Origin of the sequence: Cellulosimicrobium sp. ES-005 (assembly GCF_040448685.1) — a bacterium.
GTDB classification, from domain to species: Bacteria; Actinomycetota; Actinomycetes; order Actinomycetales; family Cellulomonadaceae; genus Cellulosimicrobium; species Cellulosimicrobium cellulans_G.
The window spans coordinates 4,577,374-4,596,481 of sequence record NZ_CP159290.1; the positions used below are offsets into that span (position 1 = coordinate 4,577,374).

The window sequence follows — 19,108 nt, forward strand, 5'->3', positions numbered from 1 at the left end:
GGCCGCGGTGCCGATGACAGACCTGCCGAACGCGCACGACGGCGAACCCCGACCGGGTGAGGGGACGGACCAGGGCGGGACCGGCGTCGGGCCGGACGTCGACTGGGACGCGCTGCGTGACGCCGCGCGCGGGATCATGACTCGCGCGTACGCCCCCTACTCCGGCTTCCCGGTGGGCGCCGCCGCGCTCGTGGACGACGGGCGCGTCGTCGTCGGGTGCAACGTCGAGAACGCCGCGTACGGCGTGACGCTGTGCGCCGAGTGCTCGCTCGTGAGCTCGCTCGTCGGGACGGGCGGGGGCCGCCTCGTGGCGTTCGCGTGCGTGGACCGGCACGGGGCGACGCTCATGCCGTGCGGGCGCTGCCGGCAGCTCCTGTGGGAGCACGGGGGGCCCGACCTGCTGGTCGACACCGTGCGTGGTATCAAGACGATGAGGGACGTGCTGCCCGACGCCTTCGGGCCCGAGGATCTGGAGGAGCGGTCGTGACCAGCGACGACGTGACCCCGCAGGGTGGCGGGACCGAGGACCAGGACGCGACGGCGGAGGCGCTCGTCGGGGCCGGGGCCGGGGGCGAGGACGCGGGCGCAGACGGCGAGGGGCCGGCTCCCGAGCCGTTCGACGCCGTCGACGTCATCCGGACCAAGCGCGACGGCGCGCGGCTCGACGCCGCGCAGATCGACTGGGTGATCGACGCCTACACGCGCGGCGTCGTCGCCGAGGAGCAGATGGCCGCTCTCGCGATGGCGATCTACCTCAACGGCATGGACCGGACCGAGATCGGCCGCTGGACGCAGGCCATGATCGCCTCGGGCGAGCGGATGGACTTCTCGGGGCTCTCGCGCCCGACGGCGGACAAGCACTCGACCGGGGGCGTGGGGGACAAGATCACGCTGCCGCTCGCACCGCTCGTCGCGGTGTACGGCGTCGCGGTGCCGCAGCTCTCCGGTCGCGGCCTCGGGCACACGGGCGGCACGCTCGACAAGCTCGAGGCGATCCCGGGGTGGCGCGCGGCGCTGACCAACGAGCAGATGATGAACGCGCTCGAGCACGTCGGCGCGGTGATCTGCCAGGCGGGCTCCGGTCTCGCGCCCGCGGACCGTCTCCTGTACGCGCTGCGCGACGTCACGGGGACGGTCGAGTCCATCCCGCTCATCGCGAGCTCGATCATGAGCAAGAAGATCGCGGAGGGCACGGGCGCGCTCGTCCTCGACGTCAAGGTCGGCTCCGGCGCGTTCATGAAGGAGCTCGACTCGGCGCGCGAGCTCGCCCGGACCATGGTCGACCTCGGGACCGACGCCGGCGTCCGCACGGTCGCGCTGCTCACGGACATGTCGACGCCGCTCGGCCTCACCGCGGGCAACGCGCTCGAGGTGCGCGAGTCCGTCGAGGTGATGCAGGGCGCCGGACCCCAGGACGTCGTCGACCTCACGGTCGCGCTCGCGCTGGAGATGCTCGCCGGGGCGGGCCGGCCGCAGGACGAGGACGACGTGCGGCACGCGCTCGTGGGCGGTCGCGCGCTCGACAAGTGGCGCGAGATGATCGCCGAGCAGGGCGGCGACTCGCGGGCCCCGCTGCCGGTCGCGCGCGAGCGCGAGCACGTCGTCGCCGACCGCGACGGCGTGCTCGAACGGCTCGACGCGTACGCCGTCGGGGTCGCCGCGTGGCGGCTGGGCGCGGGCCGTGCGCGCAAGGAGGACCCGGTGCAGGCGGGCGCGGGCGTCGAGCTGTTCGCCAAGCCGGGCGACCCGGTGCGCAAGGGTCAGCACCTCATGACGCTGCACACCGACACCCCGGAGCGCTTCGAGCGGGCCGTTCAGGCGCTCGAGGGGGCGTGGGGGATCGCGGACCCGGGGACCGTCGTCGAGCGCCGGCCCGTCGTCCTGGACCGCGTCGACTGAGCGTGGCACCTGACGAGCCGGAGGCCGAGCCGGCGGACACGCGTCGGCCGCGCTCCGTCTACGGGGTCGGGTCCGAGCCCGACGCGCGGTTCAGCCTCGCCAACGAGCGGACGGCGCTCGCGTGGGTGCGCACGGGCCTCGGCCTGGTCGCGGGCGGCGTCGCGCTGACGTCCTTCGCGACGTTCGCCGACATGCCGGGCGTCCTCGACGTCGTCGCCGGCGTCGCGTGCCTCGTGGGTGCCGGGTTCGCGGGCTACGCGCTCGTCTCCTGGCGCCGCAACGAGCGCGCGTTGCGCCTGCGTCGGCGGCTGCCCGCCCCGAGCGGGCTGCCCGTGCTCGTGGTGGGGGTCGTGGTCCTCGCGCTGCTGCTCGCGGGCTACGCCGTGGGTTCGGCGAGCGGGCCGTGAGCACGCCGCCGGGGGAGGTGCCCTCGCCGCCGGTCCGGGACGAGGGGATGCAGCCGGAGCGCACGGCGCTCGCGTGGCAGCGGACGGTGCTCGGCGTGGTCGTGGGGGCGCTGCTGCTCGCGGGCGCGGGGCTCCGCTCCGGGTCGACGGTCACGGTGTGCGCGGCGGTCGCCGTCGGCGTGCTGGCGCTCGTGCCCGCCGTCCTGCGGCCCCCGACCGGCGGGCTGCCCGGCCACGGGCGGCTGTACTCGTGGTCCTTCCTGGTGCGCGTCGCGAGCCTCGTCGTCGTGCTGGCCGTCGTGGGTGCCGCCTGGGCGCTCGGCCGGGCGCTGGGAGCGGCATGACCCTCCGGGGTGCGCTCGGCGCGCTGCGGGTCACGGACCTCGCGCGGCTCGTTCCCGCGCGGGCGGTGCCGCAACCACCGCCCGGCGGCGTCTACCGGCCCGACGGCGGGACGGACCGTGCGCTCGACCTCGCCCGGCGCGCGGGCCACCCCGAGCACCGGGTGCGCGCGCTCGCCGGCACGCTCGGTGCGCTCGACCCGAGGACGCGGCGCGCCATCGTCGACCCGTTGGGCCGCGCCGACCCCGGGCCGAGCGGTCCACGCGACCGCCGGTCCCGGCCGCTCGAGCTCGGCGGGGAGCCGGCGCGCCAGACCGACGCGACGACGTGCGGCTCGGCCGTGCTCGGGCTGCTCGCCGCGGCGGGCGACCCGGTGCTCGCGCTGTGGCTCGTCACGGGGCTGCGCCCGGGTGACGACGGCGGGCCGGGCGGCCGGCCCCGTGCGGGAGGCGCGTCGCGGTTCGGGGAGCTGCAGCGGGTGCTGAAGCGCCGAACCAACCGCGCCGCTCTCGGCCCCCTGCCGTGGCCAGCGTCCCTCGGGACGCCGCCGTGGGGCGCCGCGCGGACCGCGCGGCACGCGGACGTGCGGTACGTCGAGCGCGTCGTCGCGGGAGACCGCGACGACGACCCCGTGGTCCGGGCCGCCCTCGCCGCGGCGGCGCGCGGCGTCCCCGTCCCGCTCTTCACCGGGGGCGACCTCGCCCTCGGCGTCGCGACCGCCGTGCCGCGACACGTCGTGCTGCTCACCGACGCCGACGACGGCACCGACGCCGACGCGCGGGCGCGGCGGTGCCGGGTCTACGAGCCGTCGTCGGGCACCGTGCACGACCTCGACGCGGCCGCCCTGCTCGACGGCGCGCGGTCGCCCGAGGTGCGTCGTGCCCTCGGGGGCTGGCCGCACCTCTGCTGGGCGCTCCTGCCCGCCGTCGGCCGGGCTGGCGAGGCCCCGCACCCGGCGAGAGGATGAAGACGGCCGCCACGGCCGTGGCGCGCCGAGTCGTCAGGTGAGGAGTCGCGATGAGCACCGTGCCCGGGAACGACGCGTGGCGGGACGCCGGCCTGGTCGAGCAGGACGAGGAGGTCGTGAGCCTCGTCGAGGAGTCGGAGGACGACGGCCCGGGCGTCGACGACGCCGAGCACGAGAGCGACGAGTACCGTCCGCGCACCGCGCGACCCGACCTCGAGGGGGAGGCGAACGAGGCCGACGTCGTCGAGCAGGCGTCCGCCGTGCCGGGCGAGGAGGACGACTACGCCTGACCGGACCGGGGCGCCCGGCCGTTCGGCGCGAGCGAGGGCGTACCGGCCGGTACCGTGAGCGCATGACCACCGAGAACGCCCCCCTGACGGTCGACGTCATCCGCTCGCTGCCCAAGGTCGTGCTCCACGACCACCTCGACGGGGGGCTGCGCCCCGCCACGATCCTCGAGCTCGCCGCCGACGTCGGGCACCAGCTCCCCGCGGGCGACGCCGAGTCCCTCGGCGCGTGGTTCGCCGAGTCGGCCGACTCGGGCTCCCTCGTGCGCTACCTCGAGACGTTCGACCACACGATCGCCGTGATGCAGACGCGCGACGCGCTCGCGCGGGTGGCGCGTGAGGCGGTGCTCGACCTCGCACGCGACGGCGTCGTGTACGCCGAGCAGCGGTGGGCGCCCGAGCAGCACCTCCAGCGGGGGCTGACCCTCCAGGAGACGGTGGACGCCGTGCAGTCCGGCATCGAGCAGGGCGTCGCCGAGGCCGCCGCGGAGGGCCGGACGATCCGCGTCGGGCAGCTCGTCACCGCGATGCGCCACGCCGACCGGTGGCAGGAGATCGCCGAGCTCGCCGTGGCGAACCGCGCGAACGGCGTCGTCGGGTTCGACATCGCGGGTGCCGAGGACGGCTTCCCGCCGTCGCGCCACGCCGAGATCTGGCGCTACCTCGCCGACCAGAACTTCCCCGTCACCATCCACGCGGGCGAGGCCGCCGGTCCGGCGTCGATCGCCGAGGCCGTGCACCTCGGGCAGGCGAGCCGCATCGGTCACGGCGTGCGCATCGTCGAGGACATCACGTTCGACCCGGAATTCCCGCACAGCACCGAGGGCGAGCCGGGTACGGCCGCGCTCGGCCTGCTCGCGCACTGGGTGCGCGACCACCAGATCCCGCTCGAGCTGTGCCCGTCGTCCAACGTGCAGACCGGGGCGGCGACGTCGGTCGCGGACCACCCGATCACCCGGCTCAAGGAGCTCGACTTCGCCGTCACGCTCAACACCGACAACCGGCTCATGTCGCGCACGACGATGACGCAGGAGATGGCGCTCCTCGTCGAGCACGCCGGGTGGACGATCGACGACCTCGCCGACGTCACGATGACCGCCGCGTGGAGCGCGTTCGTCCACCACGACGAACGCCGCGCGCTCGTCGACGACGTGATCCTGCCGGGCTACCAGGAGGTCCAGGGCGCGCAGCTCTGAGCAGACCTGCCGACCCGCCCGGGTCGCCGACACATGACTGTGGTGCCGTGATCGACGCGATCACGGCACCACCGTCGTGCTCGGCCGGGGGTCAGACGCCCTTCGGGTGCCAGACCGTCTTGGTCTCGGTGAACGCGAGGATGCGCTGGGGGCGCGGCGCCTCGGTCCAGTCGGGCTCGGCGTCGTCGCCGCGGCGGCCGACGGCGGGGCGCAGGACGCGCTTGACCGAGTCCGCGGCGGCGGCCTCGAGCTCGCCCCACGCGACGCCCTCGGCACCCACGGCGCCTGCGAGGTCGATCGCGTTGACGTCGAGGTGCGACGCGAGCGGGGGAGCGAGCTCCTGGGTGAAGCCCGTGAGGACGTTCACGACGCCGCCCGGGACGTCCGACGTCGCGAGGACCTCGGACAGCGTGACCGCCGGGATCGGGCGCTGCTCGCTCGCGACGACGATCACGGCGTTGCCCGTGACGAGCGGCGGCACGATCGTCGAGACGAGGCCGAGCAGCGACGAGCGCTGCGGCGCGAGGACGACGACGACGCCCGTCGGCTCGGGGGACGACAGGTTGAAGTACGGCCCGGCGACCGGGTTGGCGGAGCCGGCGACCTGCGCGACCTTGTCCGTCCAGCCCGCGTACCAGACCCAGCGGTCGATCGCCTCGGAGACGGCGAGCTCGGCCTGGCGCGCCGTGAGGCCCTCGCCCGCGACGACCTCCGCGACGAACTGCTCGCGGCGCCCCTCCAGCATCTCCGCGACGCGGTAGAGCACCTGACCGCGGTTGTAGGCCGTCGCCCCGGCCCACTTCGCCTGCGCGGCGCGTGCGGCCACGACGGCCTCGCGCGCGTCCTTGCGCGAGCCCTGCGCGACGTTCGCGAGGAACCGGCCCTTGGTGTCCGTCACCTCGTACGTGCGCCCCGACTCGCTGCGGGGGAACTTTCCGCCGACGTAGAGCTTGTACGTCTTGCGCACGCCCAGGCGCTCGGGCGCCGTGCGGGTCGCGGTGGGCGCCTTGCTCGTGCGGGCCATCAGTAGGTGCTCCCCTCGATCAGGTAGGGCGCCAGGCCGTGCCGGCCACCCTCGCGTCCGTAGCCCGACTCCTTGTAGCCGCCGAACGGGCTGGTCGGGTCGAACCGGTTGAACGTGTTGGACCACACGACGCCCGCACGGAGCTGGTCGGCCATCCAGAGGATGCGCGACCCCTTCTCGGTCCAGATCCCCGCGGACAGGCCGTACGGGGTGTTGTTCGCCTTGGCCACGGCCTCGGCAGGGGTGCGGAAGGTCAGGACGCTCAGCACCGGGCCGAAGATCTCCTCGCGCGCGATGCGGTGCGCTGCGGAGACGCCCGTGAACAGGGTCGGCGCGAACCAATACCCCGACGACGGCAGCTCGCAGTCCGGGCTCCAGCGCGTAGCGCCCTCCGCGGTGCCGGCGTCGGTGAGCTCGGTGATCCGCGCGAGCTGCTGGGGCGAGTTGATCGCACCGACGTCGGTGTTCTTGTCCATCGGGTCGCCGACGCGCAGCGTGCCGAGGCGGGCCTTGAGCCGGTCCACGAGCTCCTCGGCGATCGACTCCTGCACGAGCAGGCGCGACCCCGCGCAGCACACCTGGCCCTGGTTGAAGAAGATGCCGTTGACGATGCCCTCGATCGCCTGGTCGATCGGCGCGTCGTCGAACACGATGTTCGCGGCCTTGCCGCCGAGCTCGAGCGTCGCGTGCTTGCGCGTGCCCGCGATCTCCTGCGCGATGCGCTTGCCGACCGGGGTCGAGCCCGTGAACGCGATCTTGTCGACGTCCGGGTGGTTGACCAGGGCCGAGCCCGTGGCACGCGCGCCGGTCACGATGTTGACGACGCCGGCCGGCAGCTCGGCCTGGCGGAGCAGGTCCGCGAACAGGAGCGCGGTCAGCGGCGTGGTCTCCGCGGGCTTGAGGACCACCGTGTTCCCCGTCGCGAGCGCGGGGGCGATCTTCCACGCGAGCATGAGCAGCGGGAAGTTCCACGGGATCACCTGCGCGGCGACGCCGTGCGGGCGCGGGTCGGGGCCGTAACCCGCGTGCTCGAGCTTGTCGGCCCAGCCCGCGTAGTAGAAGAAGTGCGCCGCCGCCGTCGGGACGTCGACGTCGCGCGACTCGCGGATCGGCTTGCCGTTGTCGAGCGTCTCGAGCACCGCGAACTCGCGCGAGCGCTCGGCGAGCAGGCGCGCGATGCGGAACAGGTACTTCGCGCGCTCGCGGCCCGGCATGGGGCCCCACACCTTCTCCTGCGCGCGGCGCGCGGCGCGGACGGCGCGGTCGACGTCCTCCTCGGTCGCCTCCGCGACCTCGGCGAGGACCTCCTCCGTGGCGGGGTTGACGGTCTTGAACGAGCCGGAGTCCGACGCCGGCGTGAACTCGCCGTCGATGAAGAGGCCGTACGACGACGCGATGTCGACGACGGCGCGCGACTCGGGGGCCGGCGCGTACTCGAACGGCGAGCCGGCCGTGCTAGCTGTGGTGGTCATGGTGTCCTTCAGTCCGGCTCAGTCGACGGTCACGTAGTCGGGGCCCCAGTAGGTGCCGGTGGCGAGCTTGTTGCGCTGCATGAGCACGTCGTTGAGCAGCGACGACGCCCCGAACCGGAACCAGTCGGGGTCGAGCCAGTCGCCGCCCGCGGTCTCGTTGACCGCGACGAGGTACTTGATGGCGTCCTTCGACGTGCGGATGCCGCCCGCGGGCTTGACCCCGATCGGGACGCCGGTGAGGGCACGGAAGTCGCGCACGGCCTCGAGCATGACGATCGTCACCGGGAGCGTCGCGGCGGGGGAGACTTTGCCGGTGCTCGTCTTGATGAAGTCGGCGCCCGCGAGCATCGCGAGCCACGACGCGCGGCGCACGTTGTCGTACGTGGCGAGCTCGCCCGTCTCGAGGATGACCTTGAGGTGCGCGTGGTGGCCGTTCGCCCGGCACTCCTCGCGCACGGCGACGATGTCCTCGTAGACCTGGGCGTAGCGTCCCGAGAGGAAGGCGCCGCGGTCGATGACCATGTCGATCTCGTCCGCGCCGGCCTCGACGGCGTCGCGCGTGTCCGCGAGGCGCACCGCGCGGCTCGCGCGGCCCGACGGGAACGCGGTCGAGACGGCGGCGACCTTGACGCCGGTCCCGGCGAGGGCCTCCACGGCGACGGGGACGAGGTCGTTGTACACGCACACGGCGGCCGCCGACGGGCACGTCGGGTCGGCGGGCTCGGGGCGCACGGCCTTCGCGGCGAGCGCTCGTACCTTGCCGGGCGTGTCCGCGCCCTCGAGCGTCGTGAGGTCGACCATGCGGATGATCGTGTCGAGCGCCCAGGCCTTGGACGTCGTCTTGATCGACCGGGTGCCCAGGGCGGCCGCGCGGCCGTCGGCGCCGACCTTGTCGACGCCCGGCAGCCCGTGCAGGTAGCGGCGCCAGGCGGTGTCGTCGAGGAGGGCGGAACCCGTCACGGAGCGCGCGAGATCGGCGATCTCGGCGGCGGACCGGTCGGCCGAACCCGGGGTCGCCGGGGCCGCTCCGGTACCCGCCCGGCCGGTCTGCGCGACCGACGTCGGTGTCGTTGTGCTCATCGCCCCAGGTTACCCGCCGGTACGCCTCGCTGAGCCGACCGGGCGGAGGCTCCGGTGCTGGCCCCGGAGTCAGGCGACGGGTTCGGCGCTGTCGAGGAACCACCAGTGCTTGTCGCTGCGCTCGCACTCCGCCACCATCGCGCGCTCGATCACCTTGCCTCGGGACCCGTCAGCGTGAACGAGCCACTGCAGGGGCTTGTTGTAGAAGCGAAGGCCGCCTCGGCAGGTCGGGCACTCCCCGGTGAACCGCGCGAGCCCGAGCCGATGGTTCCATCCCGTCAGAGCGGGAAGGAAAGATGGCCCGACGTGCTGAGTCTCGTGTTTCGCGACCCGTCGTAGCGCGAGGGCGACGATCGCACCGGCGGTGCACACGACGAACACTGCTAGTGCCCACGGTTCGGTCGAGGGAGCCAGGCGACCAGCGTTCAGCGACCGGATCAGCGGCGCGAACACCGATGCCCCGCCGGCGAGCGAGACGATCCCGAGCACGAGGCTGGCCCAGCCCAGAACCGACTGGGTGAGCGGGCTCGCCCAGTGCCACTTGACGGTGTACCTCGCCGACGGCTCGTCAGGAACTGACGGGGCAACGGTGATGTCGCCGCCCGCCTGATAGATCGAACCGGTGACCCGGGCCTCGTGGACGCTGTTCGCCGTCCCGGCCGGCCCTGTGACGAGCGGGGTACCGCAGCTGTTGCAGAACCGCGCCTGCTCGTCCTGCGCCTGTCCGCACGATCGGCATGTCATCATCTCGTCCCCCTACGACGGCATCGTGAACTCGCAGAGGATTCTGTCGTGCGGCACTGACATCGCCTCGACGGCGAGGCTCTGCCCCGCCATCGAGGCCGGTCGCACGCTGCAGCGGGCGAACGCTCGTGGGCAGGACCTCTCTAGATGCCCAGCGCCCTCTGCATGTCGGCCTTGACGCGGTCGAGGCGGTCGCGCGCGGCGGCGCGAGCCGCCGTGAGGTCGGCATGCGACGCGTCGGGGGCGACGGGCAGCACGACCTCGAGGTAGCACTTCACCTTGGGCTCGGTGCCGCTCGGGCGGACGATGACGCGCGTGCCGTCGGCGGTGAGGATCCGCACGCCGTCGGTGGGCGGCAGGCCGTCGAGGCCGGCGGACAGGTCGGCGACGTCCGAGACGCCCGCACCCGCGAGCGTGCGCGGGGGAGCGGCGCGCAGGTGCGTCATCGTCTCGCCGATGCGGTCGAGGTCGGTGAACCGCGCGGAGAGCTGGTCGCTCACGTGGAGGCCGTGCCGGCGCGCCAGGTCGTCGAGCGCGTCGACGAGCGAGCGGCCCTCCGCCTTGAGGCGGTTGGCGAGCTGCGCGACGAGCAGCGCGGCGCTGATCCCGTCCTTGTCCCGGACGTGCGCGGGGTCGACGCAGTAGCCGAGCGCCTCCTCGTACCCGAAGACGAGCCCGTCGACGCGCGAGATCCACTTGAAGCCCGTGAGCGTCGTCGCGAAGCCGAGGCCGTGCGCGGCGGCGATCTTCCCGAGCAGTCGCGAGGACACGACCGAGCACGCGAGCACCCCGCCGGCGGCGCCGGACGCCGCGACGCGCCGCGCGACGTCGTCGCCGAGCAGCGCGCCGACCTCGTCGCCGTGCAGCGTGCGCCACCCGTTGGAGCGGGCGGTCTCCGCGCCCTGGTACGTCCCGACGCGCGGGTCGAACACCGCGACCGCGCAGCGGTCGGCGTCGGGGTCGTTGGCGAGCACGACGTCGGCCGCGGAGTCCTGCGCGACGGCGAGCGCGAGGTCCATCGCGCCCGGCTCCTCGGGGTTGGGGAACGCGACGGAGGGGAAGTCCGGGTTCGGGTCGAGCTGCTCCTCGACCGGGACCACGGTCGTGAAGCCCGCGTCGCGCAGCACGTGCGCGACCGTCTCGCCGCCCACGCCGTGCAGCGCGGTGGTGACGACCTTGAGCCGGCGAGGGGCGCCGTCCGACAGCGCGAGGACCGCGCGGACGTACGCGCCGACGACCTCCTGGTCCAGGACGGTCCAGCCCCCGCTCGCGCGCGGGACCGACCGTGCCGGGCCGACGGCCGCGATCGCGGTGGCGATGCGCGCGTCGTAGGGAGGGACGATCTGGGCGCCCTGGCCCGAGTCCGTGACGACCCGTCCGCCGAGGTAGACCTTGTACCCGTTGTCGGCCGGCGGGTTGTGGCTCGCGGTGACCATGACGCCCGCGTCCGCACCGAGGTGGCGCACGGCGAACGCGAGGACCGGCGTCGGGAGCGCCGAGGGCAGGACGAGGACGTCCAGCCCCGCCGCGGTGAGCACGGCCGCGCTGTCGACGGCGAACGTGCGCGAGCGGTGCCGGGCGTCGAACCCGACGACGACGCGCGGGCGGGCCGCGCCACCAGCGCCCGCGGGACCGAGCGCGTCGAGCAGGTAGGCCCCGAGCCCCGCCGCCGCGCGGATCACGACGGCGCGGTTCATGCGGTGCGGGCCGGCGGCCATGCGCCCGCGCAGCCCGGCGGTCCCGAACTCCAGCGGGCCGGAGAACCGGTCCTGCAGCTCGGTGAGGGCCGCGACGCGCACGTCGTGCTGGCGCGGGTCGGGCGAGTCGGCCAGGTCGAGGAGGTGCCGGAGCTCGTCCTGGTCGCCTGCGTCGACGTCGTCGTCGATCCACGCAGCGACGCGCTCGAGGAACGCGCCGCGGTCGGTCCCCGGATCGAACGTCGGGTCGTCGGCAGGGTCGGTCCGGTACCCGGCGGTGCGGTCCGTCATGTCACACCAGCTTCGCGATGTCGGCCAGGAGTGCGCTGATCCGGGGCCCCGCGGCCTGGCCGGCCTCGATGACCTCGGCGTGGGAGAGCGGCGTCGGGCTGATCCCGGCGGCGAGGTTCGTCACGAGCGAGACGCCGAGCACCTCCAGGCCGCAGTGGCGGGCGGCGATGGCCTCGAGCGTCGTGGACATGCCGACCAGGTCGGCGCCGAGGATCCCCGCCATCCGCACCTCGGCGGGAGTCTCGTAGTGCGGCCCGGGGAACTGCGCGTACACGCCCTCCGGGAGGGTCGGGTCGACGCGGTGCGCGAGCTCGCGCAGGCGCGGCGAGTAGACGTCGGTGAGGTCCACGAACGTCGGGCCCTCCAGCGGGCTGCGGGCCGTGAGGTTGATGTGGTCGGAGAGCAGCACCGGCGTGCCCGCTCCCCAGTCCTGGTTCAGTCCGCCGCACCCGTTCGTGAGGATGAGCGTCTCCGCGCCCGTCGCGGCGGCCGTGCGCACGCCGTGCACGACGGCGCGCACGCCCTTGCCCTCGTACAGGTGCGTGCGCGAGCCGAGCACGAGCGCGTGCCGGACGGAGCCGTCCGCACGCTCGACCCGGATCGACCGCGTCACCGAGAGGTGGCCCGCGACGGCAGGGGCGGAGAAGCCCGGGATCTCGTGCGTGGGGACCTCCGCGACGACGTCGCCCAGGAGCTCCGCGGCCCCGCCCCACCCCGAGCCCAGCACGAGCGCCATGTCGTGGCCCTCGACCCCCGTGGCCTCGGCGATGTGGTCGGCGGCGGCCCGCGCCACGAGGAACGGGTCGGTGGCGGGGTCGTCGAGCGGGGGTGTGCTCGCAGGCGTCGTCGTCATGGACGCAAGGCTAGTCCGTCCCCGGGCGCCCGACCCGACGAGCGGCGACGCCGCCGCACGGCCCTGACCGGCGCCGTCGTCTCGCATGCTGACACCGCGGGACGCGACGGCCTGACAGAATGTCCGGCGTGACGCACGCGAGCATCGACCATCAGGCCACCCGCATCGTCGTCCTCGGAGGCGGGCCCGGCGGCTACGAGGCCGCTCTCGTCGCCCGCCGGCTCGGCGCCGACGTGACCGTCGTCGAACGCCAGGGCCTGGGTGGCGCGGCCGTGCTCACGGACGTCGTCCCCTCCAAGACCCTCATCGCGACCGCCGACTGGATGACCATCGCGGAGCGCGCCGCCGAGCTCGGGATCCGCCTGCCCGTCGACACCGCCAAGGCCCAGCACCCCGCCATGCGCCGGCACATCGTCGACCTCGAGGCCGTGAACACGCGCGTCATGGCGCTCGCGGCGGCGCAGTCCGCGGACATCCACGCGCGGCTGGAGCGCGAGGGCGTGCGCGTCGTCATCGGCGAGGGTCGCCTCGACGGCCCCGAGCGCGTCGTCGTCGACGCGCCCGACGGCGCCGACGGCCCCCTCGAGCTCGACGCCGACGTGATCCTCCTCGCGGTCGGTGCGACGCCGCGCGTCCTGCCGACGGCGCAGCCCGACGGCGAGCGCATCCTCACCTGGACCCAGCTCTACAACCTGTCCGAGCTGCCGGAGCGGCTCATCGTCGTCGGGTCCGGCGTCACCGGCGCCGAGTTCGCGGGCGCCTACAACGCGCTGGGCTCGGACGTCGTGCTCGTGTCGAGCCGCGACCGCGTGCTCCCGGGCGAGGACGCCGACGCGGCCGAGCTGCTCGAGGGCGTGTTCCGCTCGCGCGGCATGACCGTCATGTCGCGGTCGCGCGCCGAGTCGGCCGAGCGGACCGAGGACGGCGTGCGCGTGACCCTCGCCGACGGTCGCGTCGTCGAGGGCTCGCACGTCCTCATCGCCGTCGGCGCCGTCCCCTCGACGAGCGGCCTCGGCCTCGAGGAGGCCGGGGTCCGGCTCACCCCGAGCGGGCACGTCGAGGTCGACAAGGTGTCGCGCACGTCGGTGCGCGGGATCTACGCGGCGGGCGACTGCACCGGCGTGCTTCCCCTCGCGTCCGTCGCGGCGATGCAGGGCCGCGTCGCCATGTCGCACGCGCTCGGCGACGCCGTCGTGCCGATCAAGCTGCGCACCGTCGCGGCGAACATCTTCACCGCGCCCGAGATCGCGACCGTCGGGTACAGCGAGGAGCAGCTCAAGGCGCAGAGCAGCAAGTACGTCACGACGGTCCTGCCGCTCGCGCGCAACCCGCGCGCCAAGATGCTCGGCATGCGCGACGGCTTCGTCAAGCTCTTCGCGCACCCCGAGGCGGGGGTCGTCCTCGGCGGCGTCGTCGTCGCTCCGCGCGCGAGCGAGCTCGTGTTCCCCATCACGCTCGCGGTCTCGCACCGGCTCACGGTCGACGACGTCGCGTCGGCCTTCACGGTCTACCCGTCGCTCAGCGGCTCCATCGCCGAGGTCGCGCGCATGCTGCACCACCGGGAGGACTGAGCACCCGTCCACGCGGGCCGGCGGGCGCGGCGCCTCAGCCGAGCGTGGCGCCCAGCCGGCGGGCGCTCGCGGCGGGATCCTCGGTGCCCGTGACGAACGTGCGGTGCGCGAGGCTCCGCGTCCCCGGGTCGTCGAACCACTCGGCGAGGAAGTCGTGGCCGTCGCGGACCCAGTCCGTGCCCTTCGACGCGACCGACCGCGCCCGGAGCACCGTCAGGGCGTGCTCGCGGTCGGTGTCGGGCAGGACGAGGACGACGTGCGGCACGGGCGCGAGCGCCGCACGGACGCGGTCCCGGCACGCCGGGTCCGTGTACGACGCGTGCCCCGCACCGAGCGCGAGCACGACGCCGGGGTGCTCGGCGACCGCACGCTCGACGGCGTGCGCCCGCGCGGGCTCCCACTCCCGCTCCGCCGCGACCCGGCCGACCACCGCGATGCGCTCGACGAGCCGGTCGACGCTCCACCCGACCTCCGGGTAGTAGCGGTCGGCGACGGCGTCGAGGTCGACGAACGCGACCCCGAGCAGCCCCGCCACGAGCTCGCCGACCGTGGACTTGCCGGTGGCCGCAGGGCCGAGCAGGACGAGGACCGGTGCGACGGCCCGGCCGTCCGACCGCTGCCGCGACACCCTCAGAGCCGACCGTCCAGCCGCAGCGTCCCCTCCGCGAACGCCAGCTCGGTGAGCTGGAACCCCGGGAAGGTGTGCTCGAGCACGCCGCCGAGCAGCGCCTGCACGTCGACCGCCACCCGCGCGTCGGGCAGCACGCGCACCGCCTCGGGCGGCAGCCCGTGCGCACGCAGCGCGCCCTGGAGCGGGGCCTCGACGAAGCCGAGCAGCTTGTGCGCGGGCAGGCCGGCGGCGTTGGCCTCGACCGCGAGCACGGCGGTGCCGGCCACGACCGACTCCACGTGCAGCGTCGCCCGGACCACGGGGACCAGCCGGGCCGCGAGCCGCAGCGCCGACGGTGGGTCGGGCACCTCGCGCAGGTCGACGACGACCCGCACGTCGTCGCCCTCGCTCGACACCGAGCGCACGTACGGCGGCAGCCCGCCCGTCGCGCGCGCGATCTCGACGGCCTCGGTCACGGTCAGCTCGATGCGCACCCGCCGACCCTAACGCGGCCAGGCGAGCGCCGAGTCGCGCGAGGTAGAGCTGTGAGTCTTGCGGTGGCTGGTCTGGGATCGGCTGGTGAGGATGGCGTCGGCTGCTCGCCGTGGTCGTGACTCGAGGTAGAGCCGGCCCTGTTGGGGGTGCCCTGCTACGGATCTGTCCGGCTGGGGTGGGCGGCCGGCGCTGTTCTGGCCCACCTCGGTGTCCTGATCAGAAGGGTGTCCGCCCCGGTGGGGCGTGACTCGTCACAGTGTTGTCCCGAAGTGACTCCTACCCAGGCCGGCGCCGGCCGCCAGCGGCCGGACCGTCGTCCCTGGAGTAGGAAGGACCCGAGCCACCATGACCATCGTCGCGCATGCGCACCCGTTCGTCGTGGGTGTGGACACCCATGCCCGCAACCACGTCCTAGCGATCCTGACCGGCACTGGTGAGGTCATCGATACCCGAGAGTTCCCGACCACGAGCGCGGGCCTGGCCCGGGCGATCGCGTGGGTCGCGCGCCGCACCGGTGGTGATCTCGCCGTGTTGTGGGTGATCGAGGGCGTCGCGTCCTATGGTGCGGGCCTGACCGGCGCCGTCGAACGGGCGGGCTACGAGGTCGTCGAGGCCGCGCGGATGGACGCGCGCGCCCACCACGGGATCGGCAAGTCCGACCCGTTGGACGCTGCCCGCATCGGTGCCGCCGTCCTGGCGCTGGATACCGACCAGCTGCGCCGTCCTCGCCGGGGCGACGGCATCCGAGCCGCCCTACGCGTCCTGGTCACCGCCCGCGACCACATGACAGGCGAACGCACCGCCACCATCAACGCACTGACCGCCCTGGCCCGCGTGGTCGACCTCGGCCCCGACGCCCGCAAGCCACTGACCCGCACCCAGATCGCCGCAGTCGCGCGCTGGCGCCCGCGCGAGGAAGACCTCGCCACCGCGACCGCACGCACCGAAGCCGTCCGCCTGGCCAAGCGCGTGAACGAGCTCGACGAACAGATCGCCGCCAACCAGGCCCGCTTGACCGAGCTCGTCCAAGCCAGCCAGGCCGCACCGCTGCTGACCAAGATCGGCATCGGCCCCGTCACCGCCGCGATCGCCCTGACCGCCTGGTCCCACCCCGGCCGGGTCCGCTCCGAAGCAGCCTTCGCCGCCCTGGCCGGGGTGAACCCCATCCCCGCGTCCTCGGGCAACACCATCCGTCACCGACTCAACCGCGGCGGCGACCGCCGCCTGAACAAAGCCCTGCACATCGCCGTCCTGACCCGCATGACCCACGACCCCGAAACCCGCGCCTACATCGAACGACGACGAGCCCAAGGACGCACCACCCGAGAGATCCGACGCTGCCTCAAGCGCTATCTCGCCCGCCAGATCTACAGGACCCTCAACACCACCGAACCCACCACCACCCCAGCTTGACGAACATAGAAGGATCCGTGGTCGCGCGAGGTAGAGCCGTGGTCGGCTTGTCCGACGGCGGTCTGGTCACCTTGGGTGGCGGGGTGGGTGGTGGTGCCGCGTCTACCATCCGCCGCTCGTTCCTCGCGGCTCCCGCCAGGCCCGACCACGACGCGGCACCACCACCCACCCCGCCCTGCGTCGTCTCGCCCCGGTCTTCGCCCACCTGGGGCGACTGCCCGCGGTGTCGGTCCCGCCGTGCCGTGGCGTCCCACGGGGGCGCCTCCGGTCGTGATGGGCGGCCTGCTGCGGCTGGCGGCCTGAGCGCGGTGGGTGACCGGTCGCCGTCGGGCATGACCAGGGTTCTCCCTCGCGCCTCCAGGGTTCTACCTCGCGTGACCACGGTTCTACGTCGTGCGACCACGGTTCGGCCTCGCGTGAGCACCGGGTCGCTGGAGCGCGCACGCGGGACCGATCTGTCCACGGTTCCGCAGACCGGGCCACCGGCCGCGGGCACTGGTCAGTCGCGGGTGCGGAGCTCGGTGAGCAGGGGGCGGTGGTCGGAGGCGGTGACGTCGAGGACCTCGAAGGAGCGGAAGGTCACGGGGTCGGAGCCGAAGACCCAGTCGATGCGGTGTGCCGGGGCGACCGCGGGCGACGTGAGCGCGTCGGGGTCGCCGGCGGCGTCCTGGCCGCTCTCGAGCCCGTGCTCCTCCACCAGGGTGATCTCGTCCCAGCCGGGCTCGGCGTTGAGGTCGCCCGCGAGGACGTAGGCGCCCTCGACCGGCTCGTCGGCGAGGAGCGTCCCCAGTTGGTCGAGCCGGGTCGGGGTGTTCTCCTCGCGGTGCTGCAGGTGCACGGACGTCACGCGCACCGGGACGCCCGCGGCGTCGAGGGTCGCGGAGACCGCCGAGCGCTCCTGCGGTCCGGCGCCGTAGGGCAGGGCGTGGCGCGCGACGTCGGCGAGGTCGCCGCGCAGCGGGTCCCAGAGGATCGCGTTGCCGAACTGCCGGTCCGCGGCGGGGACGAAGACGACACGCATCCCCGTCTCGCGCGCGAGGAACGTCGCCATGTCGGCGCCGCCGCCGAGCACCCAGCCGCGGGACACCTCCTGCAGGGTGACGACGTCCGCACCGGAGTCCTCGATGGTCGCGACCATCTCGTCGAGCCGGACGGACGGGTCGGCGCTCACGCCGTAGTGCAGGTTCCAGTCGAGCAGGCGCAGGTCGCCGACGGGCTGGTCGGCGACGGCGGACGTCGTGGTCGGGACGTGGACCTGCGTGACCCCGACGAGCGCGAGCACCGCGACCGCCCCGCCGACGGCGAGCGCCGGGATCTTTGCGCGACCGGCGGCCGACGTCGCGGGGTCGCCCGCGGAGGCCGTGGCGCCTCGCGCGCGGAGCCCGGCGACGACGGCGGGCACGGCGAGCGCGAGCGCCGCGGCGACGGGGACGAGGGTGTGCGGGAAGGGGAGCGGGACGTCGTACTCGAGCTGGTACCCGAGCAGGGGCACCGCGATCCCGAGCCCGGCGACGCTCGCGGCACCGGCGAGGCGCAGCCAGGTGAGCGGGCGCGCCCCGCGCGTCAGGGCGAGCGCGAGCGTGCGGGCGGCTGCGGGGACGAGGAGCACGAGCAGGACGAGGAGCGCCCAGCCCCCGACGGTCCCCGGCCCGTCCAGGCGCGGCACGGCGAGGAACACGACGGCGACGCCCACGACGAGCAGCGCGGGGGACACCCACGGTGAACCCCGCCGGGTCGCGCGGCCCGCCCACGGGACGAACCACGCGGCGAGCACGGCGGCGACGGCGAGCGCGGTGACGGCGAACGGCAGCGCGACGCCCGTCTGGGACGCGGCGAACGCCGGGTTGGCGAGCGCCTGCACCAGGAGCGCGACGAACGGGCCGAGCACCCACAGCCCGCGCGACCCCGGCCAGGCCGCGCGCCCTCGCAGCGCCCACGCGCACGCGACGGCACCGGCGGCGACGACGGCCGTCACGACCCACCCCGCGACGTCGGCGCGCCAGTACGCGTCCCAGGTGCCGAGCACCGCGCTCAGCACCCCGGCGAGCAGCGCGCCGAGCACGACGCCGAGGGCGACGAGCGACCCGCGCGCGAGCGGGGCGCCGGAGCGGGACGGCGTCCGGCCCGACGCGCCGTCGACCTCCGGTGCGGGGTCCGCACCGCTCGCCGGGCTCCCGCTCGCGAACGCGGCGACGAGCACGAGCACGCCGATCCCGAGCGCGACGGTCGCGAGCCCGACGCCGTAGCGCACGAGGCCGAGGTCCGCGCCTGCGGCGATCGCCGCGCCGAGGCCCTGGAGCACGAGGCGCGCCACGACGAGGGACGCCACCGCGAGCAGCACGACCTTGCCCGTGAGCTCGAGGCGCGCCGCGATCATCACGACGAGGACTCCGGGGGCGGCGTACGTCGCGAGCGCCGTGAGGGCCACGGTGACGACGCCCGCGGAGAACGCGTGGTCGAGGAGCGGTCCGCTCGACCGCACGAGCTCGACGACGATCGCGGTGACCGCCACGACGAGCAGGAGCGGCACGACGGTCGCCCGGTCGAACCGGGCGGCAGACCGTGACACGGGCCGCGGGGACGGGGGCTGCGCTGCGCTCACGAGGCACGACGGTACCGGGCGGGAGCTGTGATCCGCACCACACGATCGGGCCTTCCGTGCCAGACTGAGGGATCGGCTGCGACGGCGCGCCACCACCTCGGCGCGCGAGGAGGCGAGGACGTGGAGACGACCGCTGGGATCTCCCCGCACGCGCAGGG

At 74.6% G+C, this 19,108-nt stretch carries 18 protein-coding genes; 9 read left to right on the forward strand and 9 right to left on the reverse strand.

The window, feature by feature from the left end:
• Positions 1-13: 13 nt before the first annotated feature.
• From ABRQ22_RS20400 to ABRQ22_RS20430, 7 genes are all read left to right on the forward strand, one after another.
• Positions 14-487 carry a cytidine deaminase gene (locus ABRQ22_RS20400; protein ID WP_353707997.1) on the forward strand — a complete coding sequence of 158 codons (474 nt, stop codon included), beginning with the start codon at positions 14-16 and terminating at the stop codon, positions 485-487.
• The gene (locus tag ABRQ22_RS20405; RefSeq protein WP_308202271.1) at positions 484-1,899 is read left to right on the forward strand and encodes a thymidine phosphorylase; all 1,416 of its coding nucleotides are present in this window, start codon (positions 484-486) and stop codon (positions 1,897-1,899) included. The genes ABRQ22_RS20400 and ABRQ22_RS20405 overlap by 4 nt, the downstream gene beginning before the upstream one ends.
• Positions 1,900-1,901: 2 nt before the next feature.
• Positions 1,902-2,306, forward strand: coding sequence for a DUF202 domain-containing protein (locus tag ABRQ22_RS20410; RefSeq protein WP_353707998.1), 405 nt, complete (start codon positions 1,902-1,904; stop codon positions 2,304-2,306).
• On the forward strand, positions 2,303-2,650 hold the full coding sequence (locus tag ABRQ22_RS20415; protein ID WP_253051094.1) for a DUF202 domain-containing protein: 348 nt from the start codon (positions 2,303-2,305) through the stop codon (positions 2,648-2,650). Before ABRQ22_RS20410 ends, ABRQ22_RS20415 begins: the two co-directional genes overlap by 4 nt.
• Complete coding sequence (locus ABRQ22_RS20420; protein WP_353707999.1) at positions 2,647-3,615, forward strand: hypothetical protein; 969 nt, start codon at positions 2,647-2,649, stop codon at positions 3,613-3,615. Before ABRQ22_RS20415 ends, ABRQ22_RS20420 begins: the two co-directional genes overlap by 4 nt.
• Positions 3,616-3,665: 50 nt before the next feature.
• Entirely contained in the window at positions 3,666-3,905 is a 240-nt protein-coding gene (locus ABRQ22_RS20425) for a hypothetical protein (RefSeq protein ID WP_253051096.1), read from the forward strand.
• 62 nt (positions 3,906-3,967) lie between these two features.
• Positions 3,968-5,098 (forward strand): adenosine deaminase, encoded by a 1,131-nt coding sequence (locus ABRQ22_RS20430; protein ID WP_353708000.1) that lies wholly within the window; start codon positions 3,968-3,970, stop codon positions 5,096-5,098.
• 91 nt (positions 5,099-5,189) lie between these two features.
• Here ABRQ22_RS20430 and ABRQ22_RS20435 read toward each other — a convergent pair whose 3' ends face one another.
• The 6 genes from ABRQ22_RS20435 to ABRQ22_RS20460 all read right to left on the reverse strand — a co-directional run bounded on the left by ABRQ22_RS20435 (position 5,190) and on the right by ABRQ22_RS20460 (position 12,259).
• Positions 5,190-6,122, reverse strand: coding sequence for an aldehyde dehydrogenase family protein (locus ABRQ22_RS20435; protein WP_353708001.1), 933 nt, complete (start codon positions 6,120-6,122; stop codon positions 5,190-5,192).
• The gene (locus tag ABRQ22_RS20440) at positions 6,122-7,594 is read right to left on the reverse strand and encodes an aldehyde dehydrogenase family protein (protein WP_253051099.1); all 1,473 of its coding nucleotides are present in this window, start codon (positions 7,592-7,594) and stop codon (positions 6,122-6,124) included. The genes ABRQ22_RS20435 and ABRQ22_RS20440 overlap by 1 nt, the downstream gene beginning before the upstream one ends.
• 18 nt (positions 7,595-7,612) lie before the next feature.
• On the reverse strand, positions 7,613-8,674 hold the full coding sequence (gene deoC / locus ABRQ22_RS20445) for a deoxyribose-phosphate aldolase (RefSeq protein ID WP_253051100.1): 1,062 nt from the start codon (positions 8,672-8,674) through the stop codon (positions 7,613-7,615).
• A 69-nt stretch (positions 8,675-8,743) separates the two neighbouring features.
• The gene (locus tag ABRQ22_RS20450) at positions 8,744-9,421 is read right to left on the reverse strand and encodes a zinc ribbon domain-containing protein (RefSeq protein ID WP_253051101.1); all 678 of its coding nucleotides are present in this window, start codon (positions 9,419-9,421) and stop codon (positions 8,744-8,746) included.
• A 140-nt stretch (positions 9,422-9,561) separates the two neighbouring features.
• Positions 9,562-11,406 carry a phospho-sugar mutase gene (locus ABRQ22_RS20455; RefSeq protein ID WP_353708002.1) on the reverse strand — a complete coding sequence of 615 codons (1,845 nt, stop codon included), beginning with the start codon at positions 11,404-11,406 and terminating at the stop codon, positions 9,562-9,564.
• 1 nt (position 11,407) lies between these two features.
• A complete protein-coding gene (locus tag ABRQ22_RS20460) occupies positions 11,408-12,259 on the reverse strand; it encodes a purine-nucleoside phosphorylase (protein WP_253051103.1) in 852 nt (283 codons plus the stop codon).
• Positions 12,260-12,387: 128 nt separating this feature from the next.
• Between ABRQ22_RS20460 and ABRQ22_RS20465 the strand changes: the two genes are divergently transcribed.
• On the forward strand, positions 12,388-13,830 hold the full coding sequence (locus ABRQ22_RS20465) for an NAD(P)H-quinone dehydrogenase (RefSeq protein WP_253051104.1): 1,443 nt from the start codon (positions 12,388-12,390) through the stop codon (positions 13,828-13,830).
• A 34-nt stretch (positions 13,831-13,864) separates the two neighbouring features.
• Here ABRQ22_RS20465 and ABRQ22_RS20470 read toward each other — a convergent pair whose 3' ends face one another.
• Both ABRQ22_RS20470 and ABRQ22_RS20475 read right to left on the reverse strand, forming a co-directional pair.
• Entirely contained in the window at positions 13,865-14,458 is a 594-nt protein-coding gene (locus ABRQ22_RS20470) for a shikimate kinase (protein ID WP_353708003.1), read from the reverse strand.
• 2 nt (positions 14,459-14,460) lie between these two features.
• Positions 14,461-14,934 (reverse strand): hypothetical protein, encoded by a 474-nt coding sequence (locus ABRQ22_RS20475; RefSeq protein WP_253051106.1) that lies wholly within the window; start codon positions 14,932-14,934, stop codon positions 14,461-14,463.
• Between the two features lie 346 nt (positions 14,935-15,280).
• On the opposite strand from ABRQ22_RS20475, the gene ABRQ22_RS20480 reads away from it, so the two are divergent.
• Positions 15,281-16,348 (forward strand): IS110 family transposase, encoded by a 1,068-nt coding sequence (locus ABRQ22_RS20480; RefSeq protein ID WP_353707722.1) that lies wholly within the window; start codon positions 15,281-15,283, stop codon positions 16,346-16,348.
• 499 nt (positions 16,349-16,847) lie between these two features.
• Here ABRQ22_RS20480 and ABRQ22_RS20485 read toward each other — a convergent pair whose 3' ends face one another.
• Positions 16,848-18,950 carry an endonuclease/exonuclease/phosphatase family protein gene (locus ABRQ22_RS20485; RefSeq protein ID WP_353708004.1) on the reverse strand — a complete coding sequence of 701 codons (2,103 nt, stop codon included), beginning with the start codon at positions 18,948-18,950 and terminating at the stop codon, positions 16,848-16,850.
• Positions 18,951-19,108 lie beyond the last annotated feature (158 nt).